The sequence below is a fragment of the Ruegeria sp. AF3 genome, from assembly GCF_056536285.1.
Genome location: NZ_JBQFJM010000001.1, coordinates 2,471,696 through 2,492,819 on the forward strand (window position 1 = coordinate 2,471,696; position 21,124 = coordinate 2,492,819).

The 21,124-nt window shown below is 56.0% G+C and carries 18 protein-coding genes and 1 tRNA gene; 8 read left to right on the forward strand and 11 right to left on the reverse strand.

The genetic code is table 11. The annotated features are described in order from the left end of the window. Nucleotides 1-8: 8 nt before the first annotated feature. Nucleotides 9-989: a 5-dehydro-2-deoxygluconokinase gene (gene iolC, locus ACR3FC_RS12480; RefSeq protein WP_480475290.1), complete on the reverse strand. Its 981-nt coding sequence runs from the start codon at nt 987-989 to the stop codon at nt 9-11. Between the two features lie 111 nt (nt 990-1,100). Here iolC and ACR3FC_RS12485 point away from each other — a divergent pair, with 111 nt between their 5' ends. Both ACR3FC_RS12485 and ACR3FC_RS12490 read left to right on the forward strand, forming a co-directional pair. Beyond that, complete coding sequence (locus ACR3FC_RS12485) at nt 1,101-2,204, forward strand: Gfo/Idh/MocA family protein (RefSeq protein ID WP_480475292.1); 1,104 nt, start codon at nt 1,101-1,103, stop codon at nt 2,202-2,204. A gap of 37 nt (nt 2,205-2,241) precedes the next feature. Continuing rightward, a complete protein-coding gene (locus ACR3FC_RS12490; protein WP_480475294.1) occupies nt 2,242-3,375 on the forward strand; it encodes a Gfo/Idh/MocA family protein in 1,134 nt (377 codons plus the stop codon). Here ACR3FC_RS12490 and ACR3FC_RS12495 read toward each other — a convergent pair whose 3' ends face one another. From ACR3FC_RS12495 to ACR3FC_RS12515, 5 genes are all read right to left on the reverse strand, one after another. Further along, nucleotides 3,376-4,374: a LacI family DNA-binding transcriptional regulator gene (locus ACR3FC_RS12495; protein ID WP_480475296.1), complete on the reverse strand. Its 999-nt coding sequence runs from the start codon at nt 4,372-4,374 to the stop codon at nt 3,376-3,378. It lies immediately after the preceding gene. 225 nt (nt 4,375-4,599) lie between these two features. After that, a complete protein-coding gene (locus ACR3FC_RS12500; protein WP_480475298.1) occupies nt 4,600-5,382 on the reverse strand; it encodes an arginine deiminase family protein in 783 nt (260 codons plus the stop codon). A 3-nt stretch (nt 5,383-5,385) separates the two neighbouring features. Continuing rightward, on the reverse strand, nt 5,386-6,990 hold the full coding sequence (locus ACR3FC_RS12505; RefSeq protein WP_480475300.1) for a 5-guanidino-2-oxopentanoate decarboxylase: 1,605 nt from the start codon (nt 6,988-6,990) through the stop codon (nt 5,386-5,388). Continuing rightward, nucleotides 6,987-8,171: a pyridoxal phosphate-dependent aminotransferase gene (locus ACR3FC_RS12510; RefSeq protein WP_480475302.1), complete on the reverse strand. Its 1,185-nt coding sequence runs from the start codon at nt 8,169-8,171 to the stop codon at nt 6,987-6,989. The genes ACR3FC_RS12505 and ACR3FC_RS12510 overlap by 4 nt, the downstream gene beginning before the upstream one ends. Next, nucleotides 8,168-8,824: a TetR/AcrR family transcriptional regulator gene (locus ACR3FC_RS12515; RefSeq protein ID WP_480475304.1), complete on the reverse strand. Its 657-nt coding sequence runs from the start codon at nt 8,822-8,824 to the stop codon at nt 8,168-8,170. The genes ACR3FC_RS12510 and ACR3FC_RS12515 overlap by 4 nt, the downstream gene beginning before the upstream one ends. Before the next feature lie 77 nt (nt 8,825-8,901). Here ACR3FC_RS12515 and ACR3FC_RS12520 point away from each other — a divergent pair, with 77 nt between their 5' ends. From ACR3FC_RS12520 to ACR3FC_RS12535, 4 genes are read left to right on the forward strand one after another with little or no spacing between them, the layout of a single operon-like run. Then, the gene (locus ACR3FC_RS12520) at nt 8,902-9,699 is read left to right on the forward strand and encodes an ABC transporter ATP-binding protein (RefSeq protein WP_480475306.1); all 798 of its coding nucleotides are present in this window, start codon (nt 8,902-8,904) and stop codon (nt 9,697-9,699) included. A gap of 39 nt (nt 9,700-9,738) precedes the next feature. Next, on the forward strand, nt 9,739-10,503 hold the full coding sequence (locus ACR3FC_RS12525; RefSeq protein WP_480475308.1) for a transporter substrate-binding domain-containing protein: 765 nt from the start codon (nt 9,739-9,741) through the stop codon (nt 10,501-10,503). Nucleotides 10,504-10,512: 9 nt separating this feature from the next. Further along, nucleotides 10,513-11,265: an ABC transporter permease gene (locus ACR3FC_RS12530; protein ID WP_480475310.1), complete on the forward strand. Its 753-nt coding sequence runs from the start codon at nt 10,513-10,515 to the stop codon at nt 11,263-11,265. Further along, nucleotides 11,262-12,059, forward strand: a complete 798-nt coding sequence (locus ACR3FC_RS12535) for an ABC transporter permease (protein WP_480475312.1) — start codon at nt 11,262-11,264, stop codon at nt 12,057-12,059. Before ACR3FC_RS12530 ends, ACR3FC_RS12535 begins: the two co-directional genes overlap by 4 nt. Nucleotides 12,060-12,386: 327 nt before the next feature. Here the strand turns inward: ACR3FC_RS12535 and ACR3FC_RS12540 are convergent, their stop codons facing one another. From ACR3FC_RS12540 to ACR3FC_RS12555, 4 genes are all read right to left on the reverse strand, one after another. Beyond that, entirely contained in the window at nt 12,387-13,802 is a 1,416-nt protein-coding gene (locus tag ACR3FC_RS12540) for an FAD-binding oxidoreductase (RefSeq protein ID WP_480475314.1), read from the reverse strand. Between the two features lie 103 nt (nt 13,803-13,905). Then, the gene (locus ACR3FC_RS12545; protein ID WP_209504668.1) at nt 13,906-14,163 is read right to left on the reverse strand and encodes a DUF4242 domain-containing protein; all 258 of its coding nucleotides are present in this window, start codon (nt 14,161-14,163) and stop codon (nt 13,906-13,908) included. Between the two features lie 26 nt (nt 14,164-14,189). Beyond that, the gene (locus ACR3FC_RS12550; protein ID WP_480475316.1) at nt 14,190-17,786 is read right to left on the reverse strand and encodes an ATP-binding protein; all 3,597 of its coding nucleotides are present in this window, start codon (nt 17,784-17,786) and stop codon (nt 14,190-14,192) included. Between the two features lie 146 nt (nt 17,787-17,932). Continuing rightward, a tRNA-Val gene (locus ACR3FC_RS12555) sits at nt 17,933-18,031 on the reverse strand. 425 nt (nt 18,032-18,456) lie between these two features. Between ACR3FC_RS12555 and ACR3FC_RS12560 the strand changes: the two genes are divergently transcribed. Beyond that, the gene (locus ACR3FC_RS12560) at nt 18,457-19,206 is read left to right on the forward strand and encodes a hypothetical protein (protein ID WP_480475318.1); all 750 of its coding nucleotides are present in this window, start codon (nt 18,457-18,459) and stop codon (nt 19,204-19,206) included. Then, nucleotides 19,196-20,362 (forward strand): pentapeptide repeat-containing protein, encoded by a 1,167-nt coding sequence (locus ACR3FC_RS12565; RefSeq protein WP_480475320.1) that lies wholly within the window; start codon nt 19,196-19,198, stop codon nt 20,360-20,362. The genes ACR3FC_RS12560 and ACR3FC_RS12565 overlap by 11 nt, the downstream gene beginning before the upstream one ends. Before the next feature lie 114 nt (nt 20,363-20,476). Here ACR3FC_RS12565 and ACR3FC_RS12570 read toward each other — a convergent pair whose 3' ends face one another. Further along, a complete protein-coding gene (locus ACR3FC_RS12570) occupies nt 20,477-21,055 on the reverse strand; it encodes a recombinase family protein (RefSeq protein ID WP_480476898.1) in 579 nt (192 codons plus the stop codon). Nucleotides 21,056-21,124: the final 69 nt, after the last annotated feature.

Sequence of the window (21,124 nt, forward strand, 5' to 3'; positions counted from 1 at the left end):
GGATACTCCTATGTGGTCGGGCCGGGGTGAGAGGCGAGGAACGCGTTCAGTTCGGGGGTCGTGGGCATAGCGGGGGCGCAGCCGGGTTTGGATACGACAATGGATGCGCAGGCGGAACCGCGCATCACCGAGTCTTTCAGCGAGTGCCCCGCCGCGATCGAAGCCAGAAGCCCTGCCATGAAACTGTCACCAGCCCCGACGGGCTTGATAGCGTCCACTGGGTAGATCCCGGTTTTGATTTCTTGCCCATCCGCCAGCGTCACGGCGCCTTTTTCGCCCATCTTGTAAATGACAACCCGGCCCGGTTTCTTGGCAAGGTCCTGTGCCTTGGCAAAGCCCTTTTCCAGACCTCCGGCCATGAAGCCGAACTCTTCATCATTGCCGACAATCAGGTCACTGGCTTCGCCCGCGCGGGACAGAACGTCAGCGGCAATTTCCGGCGAAGGCCAGCTGTAGGGGCGGTAATCAACATCGAAAATGATCGGAAGACCAGCCTTGCGCGCGTTTTCAAACCCTCGGAACGTGGCGCTGCGCGAGGGTTCGGACGCAAAGACGGTGCCAGCCGAAATCAAGGCCGAGAAGGACGAATAATCAACCCTGTCCACATCCGCGTCAGTAACCTGAAAATCGATCGCACCGTTTCGGTAGATGACATTCTGAAAGTTCTCGGTCCGGCTTTCATACAGGGCCAGAGAGGTGCGATACTCGCCCCCCAACACGCGGATATAAGAGGTATCTACCCCGTAATGTTGCAACCGGTTGAGGCAGAACCGACCAATTGCATCGTCCGAGATGGAGGTGATCAAGGATGCCTGGCTGCCCAGCTTGACCAGACCGGCACAGATATTCGCGGACGAGCCGCCAAGATCGGCATGGAACGTATCGGCATCTTCGCTTTTGACACCGACCGGGTCTGCGTAAAGGTCCATACCCGCACGCCCCAGAACGGCAAAGCGGTTTCCTTTGATACCGTCTATCAAAGCGCTCACGTCATGTCCTCCGGCAAAGTGGGTGGGCAAAGTTTGGACCTTGCGTTGAATCGATTCACACGATACTGATTTTGCAACCGGTTGCAAACACAATGTGCGAGGCCATGGCAGATGCCTGAAATCGGAGTGGGAATCGTGGGTGGCGGTTATATGGGCAAGGCCCATTCCGTCGCGATGTCGGCCGTCGGAGCGGTGTTCAACACGGCGTTGCGCCCCCGGCTTGAGGTCATCTGCGCGTCGAGCCCGGACAGTGCCGAACGCTACCGGGCGGCCTATGGATTTCAGCGGGCAACCGATGACTGGTGCATGTTGGTTGAAGACCCCAAGGCCGAGGCAATCGTGATCGCCTCGCCTCAGTCAACACATCGTCAGATCGCAGAAGCAGCTTTTGCCTTGGGTAAACCGGTCTTGTGCGAGAAACCATTGGGCGCATCGCTTGAAGACAGTCGGGCGATGGTTGCCGCGGCAGAGGCTTCGGGGGCGGTGAACATGGTGGGGTTCAACTATATCCGCACACCCGCCAGCCAATATGCCCGCCAGTTGATTGCAGATGGCGCGATTGGTGACATCACGTGGTTCCGGGGCGAACATACCGAGGATTTCTATGCAGATCCGCAGGCCCCGGCCACCTGGCGCACGACCGGTATGGCCAACGGCACAATCGGCGATCTTGCCCCGCATATGGTCAACGGCGCATTGGCCTTGGTCGGGCCCATTGCGCAGGTGATGGCTGATGTTGAGACCGTTCACAAAACCCGCCCCGGTGGTGCGGTAACAAATGACGACCATGCCCAGATGATGTGCCGGTTCGAAAACGGGGTCATGGGAAGCCTGTATTTCAGCCGCGTCGCGACGGGGCGGAAAATGGGCTATGCCTATGAAATATCAGGCACAAAAGGCGCAATCCGGTTCGATCAGGAGGACCAGAATGCGCTGTGGCTGTACAAGCGCGAAGGGCCCGAAGCCGCGCGCGGGTTCACCAAGATCCTGACTGGCCCAGCGCACCCAGATTATGAGCCCTTCTGTCAGGGTCCGGGTCACGGAACCGGCTATCAGGACCAGATCATCATCGAGGCCAAGGACTTTCTAAAGGCCATCCATACCGGCGAGGCGATCTGGCCCACGTTCCGCGACGGGCATGAGGTCAATCGTGTGCTGGCCGCTGCGCTGGCCTCGTCCGATAAGCGGCAGTGGCAGAACATCAGCGATTTCTGATCGCTCTACGTGACAATTCCAATGAGAGACAATGACCATGGCTAAGTTGAGATGGGGCATGATCGGGGGTGGTGAAGGCAGCCAGATTGGCCCAGCACACCGCCTTGGTGCGCAGGCAGACGGGTTGTTCGAATTTGCGGCTGGCGCACTGGATCACCGGCCCGACGTGGGCCGCGAATACGCGCAGCAATTGGGTGTTGCTGCCGATCGTGCCTATGGCGACTGGCAAGAGATGCTGGCGGGCGAAAAAGACCGCGAGGATCGGATTGATCTGGTAACTATCGCGACGCCCAATTCGACCCATTTTGAGATTACCAAGGCCTATCTTGAGGCAGGCTTTAACGTGTTGTGCGAAAAGCCGATGACCATGACGGTGAAAGAGGGCGAAGAGATTGTGCGCGTGGCCGAAGCCTCGGGCAGGATCTGTGCAGTGAACTACTGTTATTCCGCCTATCCGATGGTGCGTCAGGCCCGTGCGATGGTGCGCGCAGGCGATATCGGCAAGGTGCGTCTGGTGGTGACCAATTTCAGCCACGGCCATCATGGCGATGCCACAGATGCGGATAACCCGCGCGTGCGCTGGCGCTATGACCCTGCGACGGCCGGGGTTTCAGGGCAGTTTGCCGATTGCGGCATCCATGCGTTGCACATGGCCAGTTTCATCTGTGACGATCAGGTGAAAACCCTGTCTGCCGACATGGCCTCGACCATCGTCAGCCGTGAGCTGGAAGATGATGCAATGATCAACTTCCGGATGGAGGGCGGCACGGTTGGACGGCTTTGGACGTCATCAGTGGCGATCGGGCGGCAGCATGGCTTTGACATTCAGGTCTTTGGCGAAACCGGTGGGCTGCGGTGGGCGTCCGAACAGCCCAATCAGTTGATCTATACTCCGGTCGGCGGGCGTACTCAGATCATCGAAAAGGGTGAGGGCGGTCTGCACGACGAGGTGCAACGCCTGTCGCGTGTCGCCATTGCGCACCCCGAGGGTTTTCCGCTGGCGGTCGCCAACATCTATTGCGATCTGGCGGATGCGATCCGTGGTGAAAGACGCGACGGTCTGCCCGGTGCGGCAGATGGGCTGCGGTCCATTGCGGCCGTCCACGCGGCTGTTGCGTCGGGCAAGGCCGATGGCGCATGGCAGGACGCGCGCCCGCCGATGTTTCGCTGATCAGGGGCGGGGCCGCAATGTGCCCCGTTCGATCACGCGGCAGGGGAAAATGCGGGCCTCGGGATAGCGCTGAGGCTCTTTCAGCATCTCAACGACCAGATCGACTGATGAAGTGATGATCTGTTTGATCGGCTGGTGGATCGTTGTCAGGTTAACGCTTTCCCAGCGCGACATCTCCATGTCGTTCAGACCGATGATTCCAATGTCCTGACCCGGTTTCAGCCCGTGATCGGCCAGTGCGGACAATGCGCCAACAGACAGGATGTCATCGCCGCAGAAATACGCCTCGGACGGGGTGCCGGCCAACAGGCGCAACATTTCGGCGCGGCCAGCTTCGAAGGAATAAGCCCCTGCGAAACAATGGCTTACTTCGATATCGGGATGATCTGCCAGTTCTTCCATGAACCCGCGATACCGGTCGAGTGCCGAGGTTGCATCTTCGGGGCCGCCCAGATAGCCGACACGCCTGTATCCGCGCGCCAAAAGCTCTCGCGCGGCCATGCGCCCGCATTCGACGTTGTCGATTCCCACCACATGCACTTCGGGCGAGGTGGCCGAGCGGCCAAATGTATGCACCACTGGTACGCCCGCATCGTGGAACGCCTTGGCAAAGCTGGGCGGCAGCGTCGAAGACGCAACGATGGCCGCGTCAACCGAATACTGGCGCAGCATGCGGACCGAGTTTGCGGGCTCGGTCTCGTCCGTCAGGTTCACGATTAAAGGACGCAGCCCGCGTTCCTGCAAGGCGCGGGTAAACTGATCGAACACCTCAAGAAAAATCGGGTTGTGAAAGTTGTTCGAAATCAACCCGATCAGTTTGGTGCGCCCGGTTGTCAGGGACGAGGCTAGGGCATTGGGGCTGTAGCCAAGCTCTCGCGCGGCCTTTTCAACTTTACTGCGTGTTTTTGCAGAGACCGAGGCGCCTTCGGTGAAGGTGCGCGACACCGCAGATCGCGATACGCCAGCCAAGGCGGCGACGTCTTTCAGGGTCACGCTCACGCAGTGCGGCTCCGGTCGTTGATGGTCAGAGATATCAAGGTGTTTTGCATCAGAGCTTCATTATGCACCATCGCAAAAGTCTTGCAACCGGTTGCAGGTCGCACTCGGCGGACGAGATCATCGACAGCCACCTATGTTTATGAGCGAATGGCGGGAAAGGAAAGACCGGTACGGGCGACAGTTTTCGCAAGAAACACCAAGGATCGAACGCTACCGGTTACACTCCTAAAATCTTAGCGAAAGGCAGGACATTCCTCCATCCAGCTTTGCGCAGTCGATGTTGTCGATTTCAACAACCTCATACCCTTCACGATCCAACATCTCAGCTGTGCGTGGGAAGCCAGCGGCCATCAGCACCAGATTGTTGAAGCGGATCGCATTGGCGGCAGCTTCCTCTCCGTCCGCAACATGCAGCACCCGGTAGCCCTCGAAACAGCCCGAGGCATCCAGCCGTCGGGTCGACAGTATTGTTTCGGCGTCCATCAGTGAACAATCTGTCTTGAAGTGTAAGACGCCCTCGGGCGTGAACACCTCGCGCAGTTTGTGCCCCCACTCCGAGGTGATTTTCGCCAGCTCGGCGACACCTTCCGCGTCGGTACGGTCTGACCGGCCCACCAGAATTTCGCGACCGGTAACAAGGATATCTCCACCCTCGATATGGCCGGGGCCCTGGATTTCCAGAACCGTATCGTAGCAGCCGTGAAGGGTCGGTGCCATTTCAGCCACTTCACCCATCCGCGAAGGTGCGCCAGGTCGCATCAGTATCGCACCTTGCAGCAGGCAAAGGGCTGTATCCTCGACAAATTGTGCGTCGGGAAACGCGTTCAGGGGATCCAGTTCGATTACCTCGGCCCCGGTGCTTTTCAGTGCTGCCACATATGCCTTATGCGCCGCTGTCATCCCGTCGAAATCCGGGTTTCCGATATCTTCTGCACGCAACCCGCCTGCAATAGTCGGAGCCGGACGGCGGGTGATGGCGCGGGAAAACTCAAAGGTTGGGTCTGACATGTTTCAATCTTTCTGAGCTGCGAATTTCGGAGTGGTGACTTCGATCATTACCGGCCCGTTCTGGGCGGCAGTTTGGCGCAATGCCTGTGCGACAGCCTGCGGTTCAGCTGGAACCGAAGCGAATGGAATGCCGTATGACTTGGCCGTTGCTGAAAAATCGGGAGGCGAGGGATCACATCCTATGACTGTTACGCCCGCATCCTGCATTGACGTGGCAATTTCCTGGTATCCATGATTGTTCCAGATCACGAAGGTGACCGGCAGGTCTTCGTCGACTGCTGCCATAATCTCAGGCAGAGAAAACTGCGCGCCTCCATCGCCCGCGATGCATATCACACGTGCTGTGGGATCGGCGACCGAAGCGCCGATGGCTGCGGGGATTCCATAGCCCAGTGCGCCGTACCCAGTTGCCGCGTTAAACCAGCCTCCGGCCCGGTCGTGGTCGTAGAAAAGATTGCCGGCATAGATCGGTTGGGTGGAATCTCCGACCATTAGCGCGTTCGGGAGCGCAGAGCGCATTGCGTTGAGGATTTCTACCTGTTTGCGATAGTCCGGACCAATCTCCGCCCAGGCGGCGTCACGTGTTTTGCCTGCACGTTCCGTACCGTCGCTTTGATTTGGCTTGTGCGGTAAAGCGTCAACCAGCGCTGATACAGCCAAGTTGACGTCACCTTGAATGATGAGCGCTGCCTCATGTCGCGTCAGTTGCTCGCTGCATCGATCAACCCGTATCAACCCTGACATTTCAGCAATTTGGCCGGTGGCATACATATCATAGTCGGTTGGCCCCAACTCAGTTCCCAGCGCAAGGATGCAATTGGCGCTTTCTATCAAGCCGCGTACCGCGTTCAGGCTGGGGCTGGCCGGAACGGTCAGTGGATGCCTGTGCATCAGGCCGCGCGCGTTGACGGTTTGCACCACGGGGGCATCCAGAGCTTCGGCCAGTGCCTGCAATCCAGCCTCTGCATGCTTTGCGCCGCCGCCCGCCAGAATGACAACGTTCTTCGCTTTGGCCAGTTGCTTTGCGGCTTGGGTGATCAAAGCCGGGTCAATCGGTGAGACCGAGACAGGCGGTTCGACCGGTGTTTCCTGATAATCTGAAGCTGCGATATCCAACGGAACTTCGATATGCACCGGTCCGGATCGACCGTTGGCGAGGGTGTGGAACACGCGGTCCAAGACCGGGTCCAGAGCGTTGGTGGCGGAAACTTGTTCGGACAGCAACGCAACGGTCCTGGCCAGCCCCAACTGGTCTGGCAATTCATGCAGATGCCCTAAACCCCTGCCAAGAGATGCGGTTTTGTTGACACCGGACACCACCAGCATCGGTATTGAATCCGCGCGGGCCTGCGCCATCGGCGTCAATGTATTGGTCAATCCAGGCCCGGTGATCACAAAGGCCACACCCGGTTTGCCTGACGCGCGCGCATAGCCGTCGGCCATAAACCCTGCACCCTGTTCGTGTCTGGGTGTAACGTGACGAATGCCCGAGCCTGCAAGCCCGCGGTAAAGCTCGACCGTATGAACGCCCGGAATTCCGAACACGCAGGTCACATCCTTTTGGCGAAGCCTTGCAACCAATGCTTCGCCCACGGTCATTTCACTCATGCAACCTCGCGTGATTTTCTGTTGGCGTGATCGATGAGGCGGGACACCGCAGTGGCAAAGTTGGTGTCACTGATCGTCAGGGCCACTCGCACCCAGTCTTTCAAGCTGTCCCCAAAGGCGGATCCCGGCATGACAGCCACCCCGGTCTGCAACAAGTCCCAGGCATAGGCTTCGCCGTCCAGCCCGGTGGCGGAGACGTTGATCATGGCGAACATTCCCGCCTGAGGCCGGTGAACGGTCAGATCCGTTTCTGCTTCGAGGCGATCAGCCAAAAGCGTGGCGCGCGCTGAAAAACGGGCGGCCATGCCGGAGGCAACCTCGGACCCGTCGCGGATCGCCTTTTCAGTCATATCGGCGATAAAGGGCTGATTGCCGAAAAGCATGGTCTCGGAATAGGGCAGAAGCGCTTCGCAAAACGCGGCTGGCCCGACACACCAGCCACTGCGGAACCCCGGCGCGGCATGTGATTTCGAGATGGATGATACGCCTATGACACGATCCGCCAGTTCCGGGTCTGCCAGTGGCGACACAAATCTGGCCCCGTCAAAGATCAGTTCTTCATAGACCTCGTCCGAGATAATCCACAAATCATGCGCAATCGCGAGCTGTCCGATCTCGGTTAACTCCTCGGCGGTCAGGATCGCGCCCGTTGGGTTGTGTGGCGTTGTCAGAAGAATGGCGCGGCTGCGCGGTGTTACGCGTGCGGCGATATCTTTGGCCTGCATGCGAAACCCGTGTTCCGGGCGCAGAGGTACGGGCACCATTTCCGCCCCGGAAGCACGCACGACCCCTTCGTAGGTTGCATACATCGGATCACCGACCAGAACTTCGTCACCGGCCTCGGCAACGCCGGCCATGGCAGCGAACAGTGCGGTCTGCGTTCCGGGAAAGCACAGAAAATTCTCGGGCCCGAAAACACGTCTGCGGGAAGCCGAGTAACGGGCGGAAAGCGCGTCAAGCAAGCCAGCTTCGCCACGGCCATTGGAGTAGCCCGTTCGCTGGGCCCGCAGTGAGGTTACGGTGGCTTCGACCAGCGCGTCCGACACCGGCACGTCCGGTTCACCTATCGTCATTTCGACGATGTCCGCTCCGGCCTTGATAAGGTCGCGCGCTTTCAGATGTACGCCCCATTTGGCGCCACCCAAGCCCGCTAACCGTTCTGTCACAGATGTGGTCTTCATGGTTGTTCCACCTCTTTGATCAATGGGATACCGACGATAGCACTGACGGAATCTAATCCGATCTGCGCCAATTGACCTTCGGAAAATTCATCTGGAAGCGCACCGCCTTCCAGCCAAAGACCATCGATAACCGCGTTGCAGGCAATGGCCAGTTGCACGGCTTGCGGCGTGGTGACTGGACGTCCGGTTTCTTGCAATGCGGCGACGATCAGCTTTTCAAGCTGATCCCGGAAATAGTTATAGGTTTGCTGGTGGATGCGTTGCATTTTCGGATCACGCTGCACCTTGTTCAGGAAGCCGGCCCACAAGGCCACAGCGCTTGGATCAACGATTGGCGGTCGCAGCGACGCATCAACGAAGTTGGTCAACTGAGATACTGCGCTGCCTTTCCCTGACGACGCAGCTGTCTGATCGGTCAGCGTATTCATGTGATGTTCGTACGCAGCCTGAACCAGTTCCTCCTTGGATGAGAAATAGTGCCGGATCAGCCCTTGGGTCACGTTCGCGCGGGCCGCGATCTGACGCACAGTGGCACCCCGAACGCCCATCTCGGCAATCAGGTCCAAAGTCGCCAGGATCAGCGCCTCGCGCCGAAACTCGGCAGATTCACGTGTAAATTTACGGCTGTCGTCCTGCACGTCCGGGCCATCCATGGTACGGAATTATTATACACTTGCATAATTGCGAGATTCGAGGCTTACTGCAAGCTGAAATCAGAAGATTCTTGGATATGGACACAGCCAAAGCAGCAACACCCGCACGCGAAGCAACCACGTCTGAAGAGGCGATAAGGGTTGAGGACCTGCACAAGTCTTTCGGCACGCTGGAGGTTTTGAAAGGTGTCTCGCTGACAGCAAGCAAGGGTGATGTCGTTGCAATCATCGGGGGCTCAGGCTCGGGCAAATCCACGATGCTGCGCTGTATCAACTTTCTGGAAACACCAAGCTCGGGAAAGATCACGATCGGCGGTGAGCTGGTTGAAATGCATGCCGACGGCAGCCCCTCGAACCGCCGCCAGATTGAACGTATCCGTACGCGGCTTGCGATGGTTTTCCAGCAGTTCAACCTGTGGACACATCGAACGCTTCTGGAAAACGTGATCGAGGTGCCCGTGCATGTCCTCAAGGTGCCGAAGGCAGAGGCTATCGCGCGGGCGCATGAACTGCTCAAGAGGGTGGGCCTCGGCGACAAGGCCGACACCTATCCGGCCTATCTGTCAGGCGGTCAGCAACAGCGCGCTGCAATCGCACGCGCGCTTGCGGTGGATCCTTCCGTAATGCTTTTCGATGAGCCAACTTCGGCGCTTGATCCAGAGCTTGTAGGCGAAGTTCTGACCGTAATCCGGGATCTTGCAGCGGAAGGGCGCACAATGCTGCTTGTGACCCACGAAATGAAATTTGCGCGCGAAGTCGCGAACCACGTCGTCTATCTTTTCGAGGGCCGCATTGAAGAGCAAGGCCCACCTGCCGAGGTCTTCGGAAATCCAAAGTCAGAGCGATTGAAGCAGTTCCTTAGCTCGGTCGCCTGATCCAGAAAAACAACATAATGAACCAAAGGGAGTAACAAAATGAACGTCAAAAAACTGCTCGCGTCCGGTCTCGCCGCCGCTGTCCTTTCGGCTGGTGTTGCCAGTGCAGAAGAGGTCAAGATCGGCATCGCGGCCGAGCCTTATCCGCCCTTCGCGTCGCTGGACAGCTCAGGCAACTGGGTTGGTTGGGAGATCGATGTCATCAATGCAGTTTGCGCCGCCGCGGAACTTGACTGTGTTATCACACCGGTGGCCTGGGACGGTATTATCCCCTCGCTGACCGGACAGCAGATCGACGCCATCATGGCCTCGATGTCGATCACCGAGGAACGGTTGAAAACCATTGATTTCAGCGATCCTTACTACAACACACCTGCGGTTATCGTTGCCGATAAATCGATGGATATCGAAGCAACCCCGGAATCGCTGGCGGGTAAAGTCATAGGCATTCAAGCTTCGACGATCCACCAAGCCTATGCGCAGGAATACTTCAAGGATTCCGAACTGCGCGTCTATCAAACTCAGGATGAAGCCAATCAGGACCTGTTTGCCGGTCGGATCGACGCCACCCAAGCTGACAGCATTGCGATGGCCGATTTTGTGAATTCGGATGCCGGTGCTTGCTGCGAAATCAAAGGTGCCGTGAAGGACGATCCAGCCATTTTGGGGCGTGGTGTCGGTGCGGGCGTCCGTAAAGGGCAGGATGACCTGCTTGCGGCGTTGAACAAGGGCATCGCGGCAATTCTTGCCGATGGCACGCATGAGAAGATCACGTCGAACTATTTCTCGACCAGCATCTACTAAGCCGTTGCCGTGACCGGATTTCTGGAATCACTAGGTTTGGCGCAGAGCGCAGAGCTTCTGTCGCTCTCGCCACCGGGGTGGGGGGCCAATCTGCTACGCGGATTGTCCCACTCCTTGCAGATCGCTTTTGGCGCATATGCACTGGGCCTCGTGATCGGATTGTTCGGAGCGTATGGCAAACTTTACGGCGGGAAGGTCACGCGCGACCTTCTTGCCATTTACACGACCGTGATCCGGGCCGTGCCGGAACTGGTCCTGATCCTGATCCTGTATTACGTGGGATCCGATATTATCAACAAAATATCTGCTGCCATGGGTGGTGGCCGGGTTGAGATCAACGGCGTTGCCGCAGGCATTTGGGTGCTGGGCGTCGTTCAGGGCGCGTATGCGACCGAGATTCTGCGCGGTGCCATTCAGGCGGTTCCGCCCGGTCAGATCGAAGCGGCGAAATCCTACGGAATGCCGGCATTCATGACCATGCGGCGCGTCACGATCCCCGCCATGATGAGCTTTGCGGTACCGGGTCTGGCCAACTTGTGGCTGATTGCAACCAAAGACACCGCATTGCTGGCCGTTGTCGGCTTTAACGAGCTGACACTGGAAACGCGCCAGGCGGCCAGCAGCACGCGGGCCTACTTTACCTTTTTCCTGGCGGCGGGCTTCCTTTATCTGATGGTTACGCTGTTTTCGGGTGGGATCTTTGCGCGGATTGAGAAATGGGCCCGTCGCGGCCAACCCGCTCTGAACGGAGGCAGCAGATGATCGACCTCAGATCTCTGATGCAACCCCATCGTATCGTGATGATGCTGATCTTTGCCGGGATCGTGGTTTGGTGCGCGATGACATTGCGGTGGGACTGGATACCCAATTATGCGCCGCTTGCATTGCAGGGAATCTGGACCACGCTCTGGCTGCTGGTTGTTACGATCGTTCTTGGTTTTTTACTGGCTGTACCCCTTGGGTTAGCGCAGGCCGTTGGGCCATGGTACCTTGCGGCCCCTGCAAAGGCGTTTTGCACTATCATTCGCGGCACGCCGCTGCTTTTGCAGCTTTGGCTGCTGTATTATGGCCTCGGCTCTCTGTTTCCGCAGTTTCCATGGATACGATCGTCTGATCTTTGGCCGTACCTGCGTCAGGCTTGGCCCTATGCGGTGCTGGCGTTGACACTTTCTTATGCGGGTTACGAAGGTGAGGTCATGCGCGGAGCCTTCAAGGGCGTTGCCAAAGGACAGCTGGAGGCGGCCAAGGCGTTTGGTATGCCAAGGCTGACGATGTTTCGCCGTATCTGGTTACCACAGGCAATCCGCAATGTTCTGCCGACTTTGGGCGGTGAAACCATCCTGCAATTAAAGGCAACACCGCTGGTTGCCACAATAACCGTGGTTGATATCTATGCCGTGTCGTCCCGTGTGCGCGCCGATACGTTTATCGTCTACGAACCGCTTATCCTGTTGGCCGTATTCTACATTCTCGTAGCGGGCGTAATTGCCTTGGTGTTCCACTGGCTGGAGGTGAAGGTTTTGGGAACCGGACGCCGCAATGGGCCCATCGGATAGTTCTAGCAAGAAGCCGAAGGAAACTTGCTCTGCGATTAGCGAAGCGGTTATTCGATGAATTGCTCCTAGCGACCGAGATTGCAGGCTTAAGCGTAAAACAGGTGTTTGAAACGGGATCAGGGAAGTTGGTTTCGTTCGCGATCCGTAAATTCAACGCTCTAATGATACAGCATCTAGGGTAGCTGCACGACAAGAGGGCATGAGTGCCAGCGCGGCCATAGGTGAGAGGAACCGCTTGGCGCGATAGCCGAACAGCGAGAAAATTGAGTGGTGCTAAGACAGCGGTCCCAACATCAACGCAGTTCGGGAATTGCCACTCTGGTTGTCTTACGTTGGTAGGATATTGTGGTTCATCCTGAACAAATTGGTGGGATCGTACTTTCCTTTGATCTTGGAAAGTTTTTCGCCGTTCACACCATAAGCGCCGGTCACGTGGTCTGCCTGGTCTTCAGGCATGAAGTTCACATAGGCACTGCCTGTTGAGTATGGTTTCATCTGTTCGTACAGCTGGCGTGCCCACCCGATGCAGGTGTCATCCTTGTCAGGGTCCTCCCATCGTGTGTGGACATTCATGATGAAATGCGCAGATCTTTGCGGGTAGGCGGTAGAAGCGGGTTCAACGCGGGCCATCGCGCCACCGACATGAGCAATGAAAACCTCACATGCTGGGTCAGGAAGGGTGGAAATCGCGTCCAGCAGGTCCGTGATGGCGGCCGGGGGCAACGTGTTGAAGTCATGACTTTTCCAATAGTTGCGGACGCCCGGCGACAACAGGGGATCAAACGCCGCCTGCCAGTCCACGAACCTGTGCGGTGAAATGACATCCACAATCGGTTCACCCAGCGCGCGCAAGGCCGACATCGCTTTTTCACCCTCATCCATCGGGCCGCTATAGCACGCCGCGAAAATCAGCACCTCGCGCCCGTGCCACTCTTCCGGCAGGAACGGGAGTGGCGGCGCTTTTCGCATCACGCTCCAGACGGTGAGCTCATCGGGGGAGGTGTCTGCAATGGCCACAAACGCGGAAAGCAGCTCTGGTGCCTTTTCGATCGGGTGCACGATCAGGCCGGACAGGATATCGGGCCCAAGATCATGCAACTGGAATTCGAATGAGGTGACGACACCGAAGTTTCCGCCACCACCACGAATGGCCCAGAAAAGTTCCGGGTGGCTCGTGGACGAGGCGGTGACGATCGCGCCATCCGCCGTCACGACTTCTGCCGACAGAAGGTTGTCGATCGTCATGCCGAATTTCCGCGTCGTCCAGCCAAAACCGCCACCCAAGGTCAGCCCTGCGATGCCGGTTGTCGAGTTGATGCCTGTGGGGACAACAAGACCATGGGCCTGTGTTTCGCGATCAACGTCGCCAAGCAACGCACCCGGTGCAACCCGGACAGTTTTGCCGGCAGGGTCCACGTGAACCGAACGCATTTGGGACAGATCCAGCATGACGGCCTTGTCCGCGACGGCGTGCCCTGCAATCTGGTGTCCACCTGATCGAACGGTCATCATGAGGCCTGCTTGTCGGACGAAGTTTATTGCCTTCTGGACATCGCTTGCCCCCATCGCACGGATCACGAAGGCGGGGTAACGCTCGAACATGCTGTTCCAGGTAATCCTGGCTTCTTCATATTCCGGGGTTCCCGGCAGGTAGACCCCACCGCGCAGTGAAGTGTCAAGCGCGTCCAAATCGCCTTGATCCACAGTCGCGATACGTCCGTCGAGTGCTTTCAGGTCAAACATGCTTAAGCCTCCCTTGTTTTAGGAAAGGTTTCGCGCACGGCTGCCTCGTGAATTTGTTATTGCCCTGAGAAGGGGATACTTGGTTGTGGGGGAAAGCTGGTCGTCAGGCAAATATTCCCGGATCGATCCGATCTACCGGCGTGATGACATCGGCAGGAATGTTTAGACGCTCGGCCGCTTTTCGCAGGCTTTCTTCATCCGGGGCTTCGTAAAGGCAGTATGTTTTGCGCTTATCTGCGCTGAGGAAGGAAAAGATCCATTCAATGCCGACTTCGTCGTTGATTTCTTTGATGTGAATTTTGTCGTTGTCGCTGATATTCAGCTGTTCCGCAAAATTTCGTTCAATGATGTATCGTGGCATTATGCCCCCCAAGCATTTTCCGGACCTTAACTGGCTACCCCTTCGAGCTTTGACTTAAGGGAAACCATACTCAATTTCTGTGATATTGCCAACGCTTCCCCTTCCAGTTGAAACGCCAGTTCCAAATCGCTGGGGCGGCCCTGTTGTCTGAGTGCTGATGCATACGCTGCCTTGGAATGCGCAATCCAAGGTGGGCAATTCATCCGCGTGTCAATCTCGATGGCTTTCCGGAACATCTTCCCGGCAATTTCCCAGTCTTTCAGCACCGTTGCCAGTCTCCCCAAGCGTCTGGCTGCGGCACCTGTGCAAACTGTGGTTGCCCCTGCGGTGATCGTCAGGTCTTCGTAAGGTTGCAGCATACTGTAAAGCGTCTGGGCATGACCCGGATGCCCGACAGCCACGCAGATGTCAGCAAGATAGGACAGAGTTGTTGAATACATGGCATCTGGCGGCAGGTCGAAGCCGTTTTCCGCCATTTCATTCAGTATTCTTTCAGCCGGTTCCGTGTATCCCAGTTCGGCTGCGATAAGGCCAAAACCAGGCTTCCACGAGATGTCTTCGGGACTGTCGGTCATCAGTTTCTTAATCACAGGCGCGACCTCGTGCAGGCGGTTCTGCTCGCGGCGGATGGTAAACATCTGAACGCCGAAAACGCCCTCGACATGTTCGCCGTGCGTTTTTCGACCGATCTTGACCGCTTCGGTGGCGTGCTTTTCAGCCTGAACAAAGTCGCCGTCCATGATTGCAACCATGGCGCGTGCGTGTTTTTGAACCCAATAGAGTTGCAGATGATTGTCCTTTTCGGAAATCGCTGTCAGCAATTCGAGTGAGTTGTCCAACAGGTCGCGGTCGGCCATTTCAGCGCCGACAAACAGGCTGAGCGTCCGGTCGCGGCCCTGATCAATACTGCCAAGGTGTTCCGCTACCTGATGCATGGCGTCCAGGTTTTCACGCCAATGTCGTGCCTCTTGCCCGTTGCGCGCAACGAATGGCGCCCCAAAATGCATCATCATTACCGAAAACTGGGATTTATGATCCCCAAGCTTCGCCGCCAGTTCCATGGATTGCTGACCAAAGCGGGTGCCTACGGAAAACTGGCCGACAAACATATACGCCCGCGCAAGTTGGCTCATCAACCGGCACCGCCTGACTTCGTCATTGTCAGACAGGTCTTTTAGCGCCTTTTCACAAAGGTCAATCGCTTCGTGATGTCGCTTGCTCGTCATCATGCACGAGTCAGCAAAATGATTGGCTGCATCGGCTGCCAGCTCCACATCGTGGAGTTTCTGGGCAGCGTTAGATGCACTTTTCAGAACCGCTATCGCCTCGGACAACTGACCCTGGCTGTCATGGCTGCGGCCAACCAGGATCAAGCCCCTGACCATTTCCCGGCCGGTTTCCGAGTTCAGCTGCTTAGCCGCTTTGAGCGTCTCCTGCGCATTAGTCATCGCTTCCTGGCTGGCTGACCGGGCCAACGCCATTTCAGCCGCAGCTTCCCATTTGTCAAATGCGGCGCGCCATTCTTCTGCTTCTGACAGATGACGGGCCACCAGCTCGGGCCGGCGTTCGATTTCAGCAGATCGCATCGCGATCAGTGCGCGGGCAACGTCTGAATGTTGCTGCCTGCGGGTAGAGCTTAACATGGATTGATATGCCGTATCGCGGATAAGGGCATGGCGGAACACGAAATGCCCACGGTTGTTTCCGCTTTCAAAGATCAGTCCCGTTCGCGATAGTTCTTCGAGGCGAAGATTGATATCTGCGCGTTCCAGCCCCATCGCGGCCCTTAACAAATCTGGTTCAAATTCCCGCCCAATGACTGACCCCGTCAACGCGACCTGTTTGGCCTCGGGCGAAACTGCATCAAGCCGCGCCATCAAGGCGCCCTTCAGCGACGATGGTATGCGGACTTGTCCCTGCTCATCAGCATTCACGATCGCCTGGGTCAATTCTTCGACAAACAGGGGCACACCGTCCGTCTTTTCGATGATCGTCGCGATCAAGGCATCGTCCGGATCCTTGCCAGTGATATTGCGGACCAGATCCGCGACATCAGCAGAACCAAACCGGCGCAGCAGGAGTGTTTGAACATGCGTGTCCCCGTCATCGCGGGTCAGGTCCCACCCGGGTCTGTGGGTCATCAGGATCATCAGGGGAAGATCGGTGCAAATCGCCTTGAACCGCTCCAGCAGGGCTTGCGTCGAGGGATCGATCCAATGTGCATCCTCAACACACAGAATAACCGGGCGCACGCTTGCCCGGACCTGCACCGTATGGATCAGGGTTTGGATCGTTATGTCGCGTTGCTCCTGCGGCGACATCTCGAGAACTTCACGAGCCAGTGCGCTGCGCGGCGCGACCAGCGCCGCAAAGACAGGCAGAACCTGTTCCCAGTCCAGACCTTCCCGGCCTTCCAGCAGCTTCCTGACATGCTCCAGAATTTGATTGTCATCAAAATCCGGTTCAACACCTGCATCCTGCGAGATTCGCTGGGTGACCGGATGAAAGGGACTGCTGGTCAGATAGGGAGAGCAGTTCAGCCTTATCACATCGGCCTGTCCGGTTGCCGTGACATCCGCAAGAAACCCCTCAGTCAGGCGCGATTTTCCTATTCCAGCCTCACCCGACAGCAGAACGACCTCACCATGACCGCTTTGGGCGCGCTGCCACGATTGCAACAGGATCCCCTTTTCGTAGTCCCGGCCAATCATGGTACTGTCGGCGTCATCCTTGTACGACGCGCGAAACCGGCTTTCCGCGCTGCGTTCCGATACGACCTTCAACAAGGTCCGAGGGTCTTTGAACCCCTTCAATTGAGTTGATCCAAGGGTCTCGAACTCGAATATCCTGTGCAAGGCGGCTTCGGTTTCTTCCGCAGACAAAACCACCGAGTTCGGCAGGCCGTGTTCCTGTATCCGCGCCGCCAGATTGACCGCCGGCCCGGTCATGGCACCTTCCTCGTACGAGTTTTCGCCGATCGTGTCGCCGACCACGACATCGCCGCTCGCGATACCCAGTCTGACCGACAAACGCTCACCGTCAGGAGTGTTGAGCTCTTCAACCCGGTGGACGCACTCAAGCCCCGCCTTTATCGCGCGAATGGCGTGATCTTCGTAGGCTGTTGGCCAGCCGAAAAACACAAGAAGACCGTCGCCAAGGTATTTCGCGACATAGCCACCATACCTGCTCACTGCCCCCGCGACGGTATCCTGATAGTTCTGTAGCAGATCCCGCATGTCTTCGGGATCAAAACGGTTGGTCAGCTCTGTCGAGCCGACCAGATCCGCAAACAAGACTGTCAGATGACGCCGTTCAGCCGCGGGCGCGATGGGCTTTTTCGTCGGTGCAGCTTCGCCCTGCACGACATCAACGGCGGATGGCCGAGTATTCTCGCGGGTTGGCTCCCCTGCGGCAGGCGCTGATGAAGGCAGGTGACCAGAGCCAACCAAATCCTGAACTGCCGCAAGGATGATCTTTCGGTGACCAAGACTTACCCCAAGCTCTTTCAGGTCGTCGCCTGTCAGCAGTGGCAGAACCCGCGCATCAATGTCGTTTACCGCAAAAACATCTGCGTACTGACCTAGTCCGAGGTCGTAAAGCCACGTGTCCATTTCAACCGACATATTTGGATCATGCTGAGATACGCGTCACTAATCAAGAAAACGCTATTTACACTGCCGGGCGATCAATGCGCAGCGGACACGGTTTCATGCGCAGCATAGCAATAGATGCCAGTCGCGTAAGACCTTGATACATTGTGGGGAAAGGATGGTGGGTGATGAGAGACTCGAACTCCCGACATCTTCGGTGTAAACGAAGCGCTCTACCAACTGTTACACAGACGCTCCGCTGTCTGAGCTAATCACCCGTGACGGATTGTGCGTGTTTTCCCAAAGCATCAACTGCGGTTTTCTCAGGTGAACCCTCGTGGTTCGAGTACGACACTTACTGTAACGGAATCGGAGGTCAAGTTGTTACATGTACGGGTAGGGGAGTTTGGGTTAGGCCGGACAGAAGCCGTTGATGGATTTAACGCTATGGGACTATTAATTTTGACGACTTTCGTTGCTGCCAAGTCTTCGCGCCGAGGATTGTCATGCTGTCTCAGCCACCACTAGACTCCAAGTTTACTGTTCTGGCGAGTTGCTAGAAATGGTGATGCCAGACCGTTGCAGAGTTCGCTAACCAATAAACAACTATCGCCTAGACGGTCGCTGGTAATGAGCAAGGCGGTCTTGCAGCCTAAAGTAGAGCTGCGTATGGTCGATTAAAACAGAATGTCAGTTCATTGCCGTGTCAAATAATTTCCAGCAAGTTTGCGAGTTCAAAGTCCGTTTTGATCCCTCTCAGGATTCAGTGGGTTGTGTTGATTGCATCGTCGAATTGCGTGTGACCAGCGATGAGGTTCCGCTGGGGGATGAGTACTGTGAGATTGCTTTTAGGAAACTGACTATCTCTGTGGATAATGAGGGTTTAGAAATTCTAACCCAAAGTCGCTTCGGCGAACCACGCAAGAAAAATACTGTCCCACTGACAAATGAAACCACCGTCGTTGATAAAGGTAAGAGAAGTGCTGGTTGGGCGTTACATGCTTCCTCAAACAAAACACCCCATATTGCAGGTCAGCTAGGGCATGAGTCTGAAAAAGCGACTACAAACTCAATAAGGTATCGAGAAGACGGGCAACATTTGCGAGTGAAAGCGCGACCAAACGATAGATGGGAAGTGGCCGAGCCAGCTCAGCAAATTTTGGACGACACGTATCTCTGTGGCCACGTGCTTTTCTCAGCGAAGCTGCTTCAACAAGCGAACAGAAATCGCTCTGTCCTGAGCCTAAAAGTCAAGCAGCGCGATCTGGCCATAAACGGTATGTTCGCCGATCAAAAGTCAAAGCGGTTCTTTGGCAGAATGAATGAAAATCAGAAACGAATGCTCGACATCTTCATAAGCAAATCGCTCAGTAATTTGGCCTATACAGATCGCAGGTACGCAGGCGAAATAGTTTTAGCAGAGTTTGAACACGAGCTTTCGGATGAAGAATGATTTTATCCTTAGCGAACTGCTCGACGATGAGTTTCAGGATGGTGTAGATCGCATCCTAGAATTCGAAGGCTGTTTTTCTGATATGGCTGTTGCCATCGGCCTCGACCCCCAATTTGACTTCCGACACAGCAACCTTCGGAACGTTGATTTCTCATACTCCGATTTGCGTGGGTTCAACTTTACTGGAGCTGATCTGAGTCATACGTCCGGTATGGATGTTCTGTTGGATGACACAACTGTCTTCACCGGTGCGACGCTTGTAGAGTCAATTTTTGAGAAACGAACTCAAGAAAACGAATTATTGTCTCGAAACAAAGAAGCGAACAAGATATATAAGCTGCTCAAGGAAGGTGACACGTACGCCGTTTCAGCGTGGATATCTGATCGCAGTGAAGGTCTTGCTAAGCGTTTCCGTAACGCTTTGTCAGAACAAGAAGCGACAGTTCTATGCAAAAAACTAATCACCGATAAAATCGATCTTACAAAACGTACAACGCTTTTCTACCATCTCAGAAAGCTCACGGCGAACAGTCGAGAATTGAAGTCCGTCGTATCCGATTTCTTGGCTTTCCACCTAGACGATCCGCATGTAGTACGAGCGTTCGTTAAGGTGGCGGGTGACCTGTTCCCCAAAGATGAGTACATTTCGAACACCATACTAAAGCTCTGTCAGCACAAGAGCATGGAGGTACGCGCTGTCGCTTTCAGCGCTATTTCCAATACTGAACTATTCCTGCAAAAGCACCAAACGGTGGAGGCTTTGTTTTCGGACAAAAGCAACGAATACATTCGAAAACAGTTCTTGCTAGAAACCGCAATTCACTTGGGCCACAACAGTGTTTTGGCCATTAACACAGCGGGTGAGAACCGGCAGGTGGACTACGAGCACATATTGGATCAGAACGAGCTTTTAAATGAGGAAGTCTGCCACCGTATTCGTATGGGTCAAAGCCAAAGAACATCGCAGCAGAATGTCCGTGAGATCATAGAGCGACAGCAGGAAGTTTTGGCGGCGGCCCCAGTGTTCTCGCGTCTATTGGAGATTAAGGAAACGCCGTGGCTGCAAACAGCGCGACGTAGATCAAAAGGGCAATATGATCTGTTGCAGCGGGAACTAGAAACAAAGATCAACAACGCATACCGGAGAAGAGTTTGAACGTGACGCTACCTGAGCAACCTTGTCACGTTTCTCCTTGCATCCAAGCAATAACAGCCCTTGGTATTGAAAGCCTGTTCTGACGACCAAGAGCTGTTTGTACTAGCGTCCATTTCAGCAGCTGGTTTCCACAACCACTGACTGATGAGCCTCATTAACGATCCGATAGACCGATCTCTGAGAAATACTTAAGCGCTGGGCGATCTCGTGCTTCTTGTAGCCTTGCCCTAGTAGCTGAAGAACCTCAGAGGCCCTCATACGTGCCGTTGGTTTTCTACCTTTGTATTTACCCTCAGCTTTAGCTTTGGCTATCCCCTCTCTCTGCCGTTCCAGCATCATCTCTCGTTCGAACTGAGCGATGGACCCGAGCACATTCAACATGAGCTTCCCTGTAGCTGTGGACGTATCAAGGGACATATCGAGTACCCTCAGTGCGACGCCTCTCTTTGTGAGCTCATCCACGATCTCGCCTAAATTCCTGACTGAACGAGCAAGGCGGTCAAGCTTAGTGACAATGAGGACATCTCCTTCTCTGCAGTAGCTGAGAGCTTCACTGAGCGCCTCTCTACGGGCAATAGAGGAGACTTGTTCTGAGTAAATTTTCTCGCATCCAACTTCCGAGAGTGTCGTCTGTTGGGCTTCAAGTCCGGCTTGTTGCTCCAGTGTAGAAGTTCTTGCGTATCCGATAATCATGCTGGTGGTATCCTTTAGGTTCTTAGACGTTGAGGCAGTTGCCTGCCAAAAGCCGAGATCGACTTCATT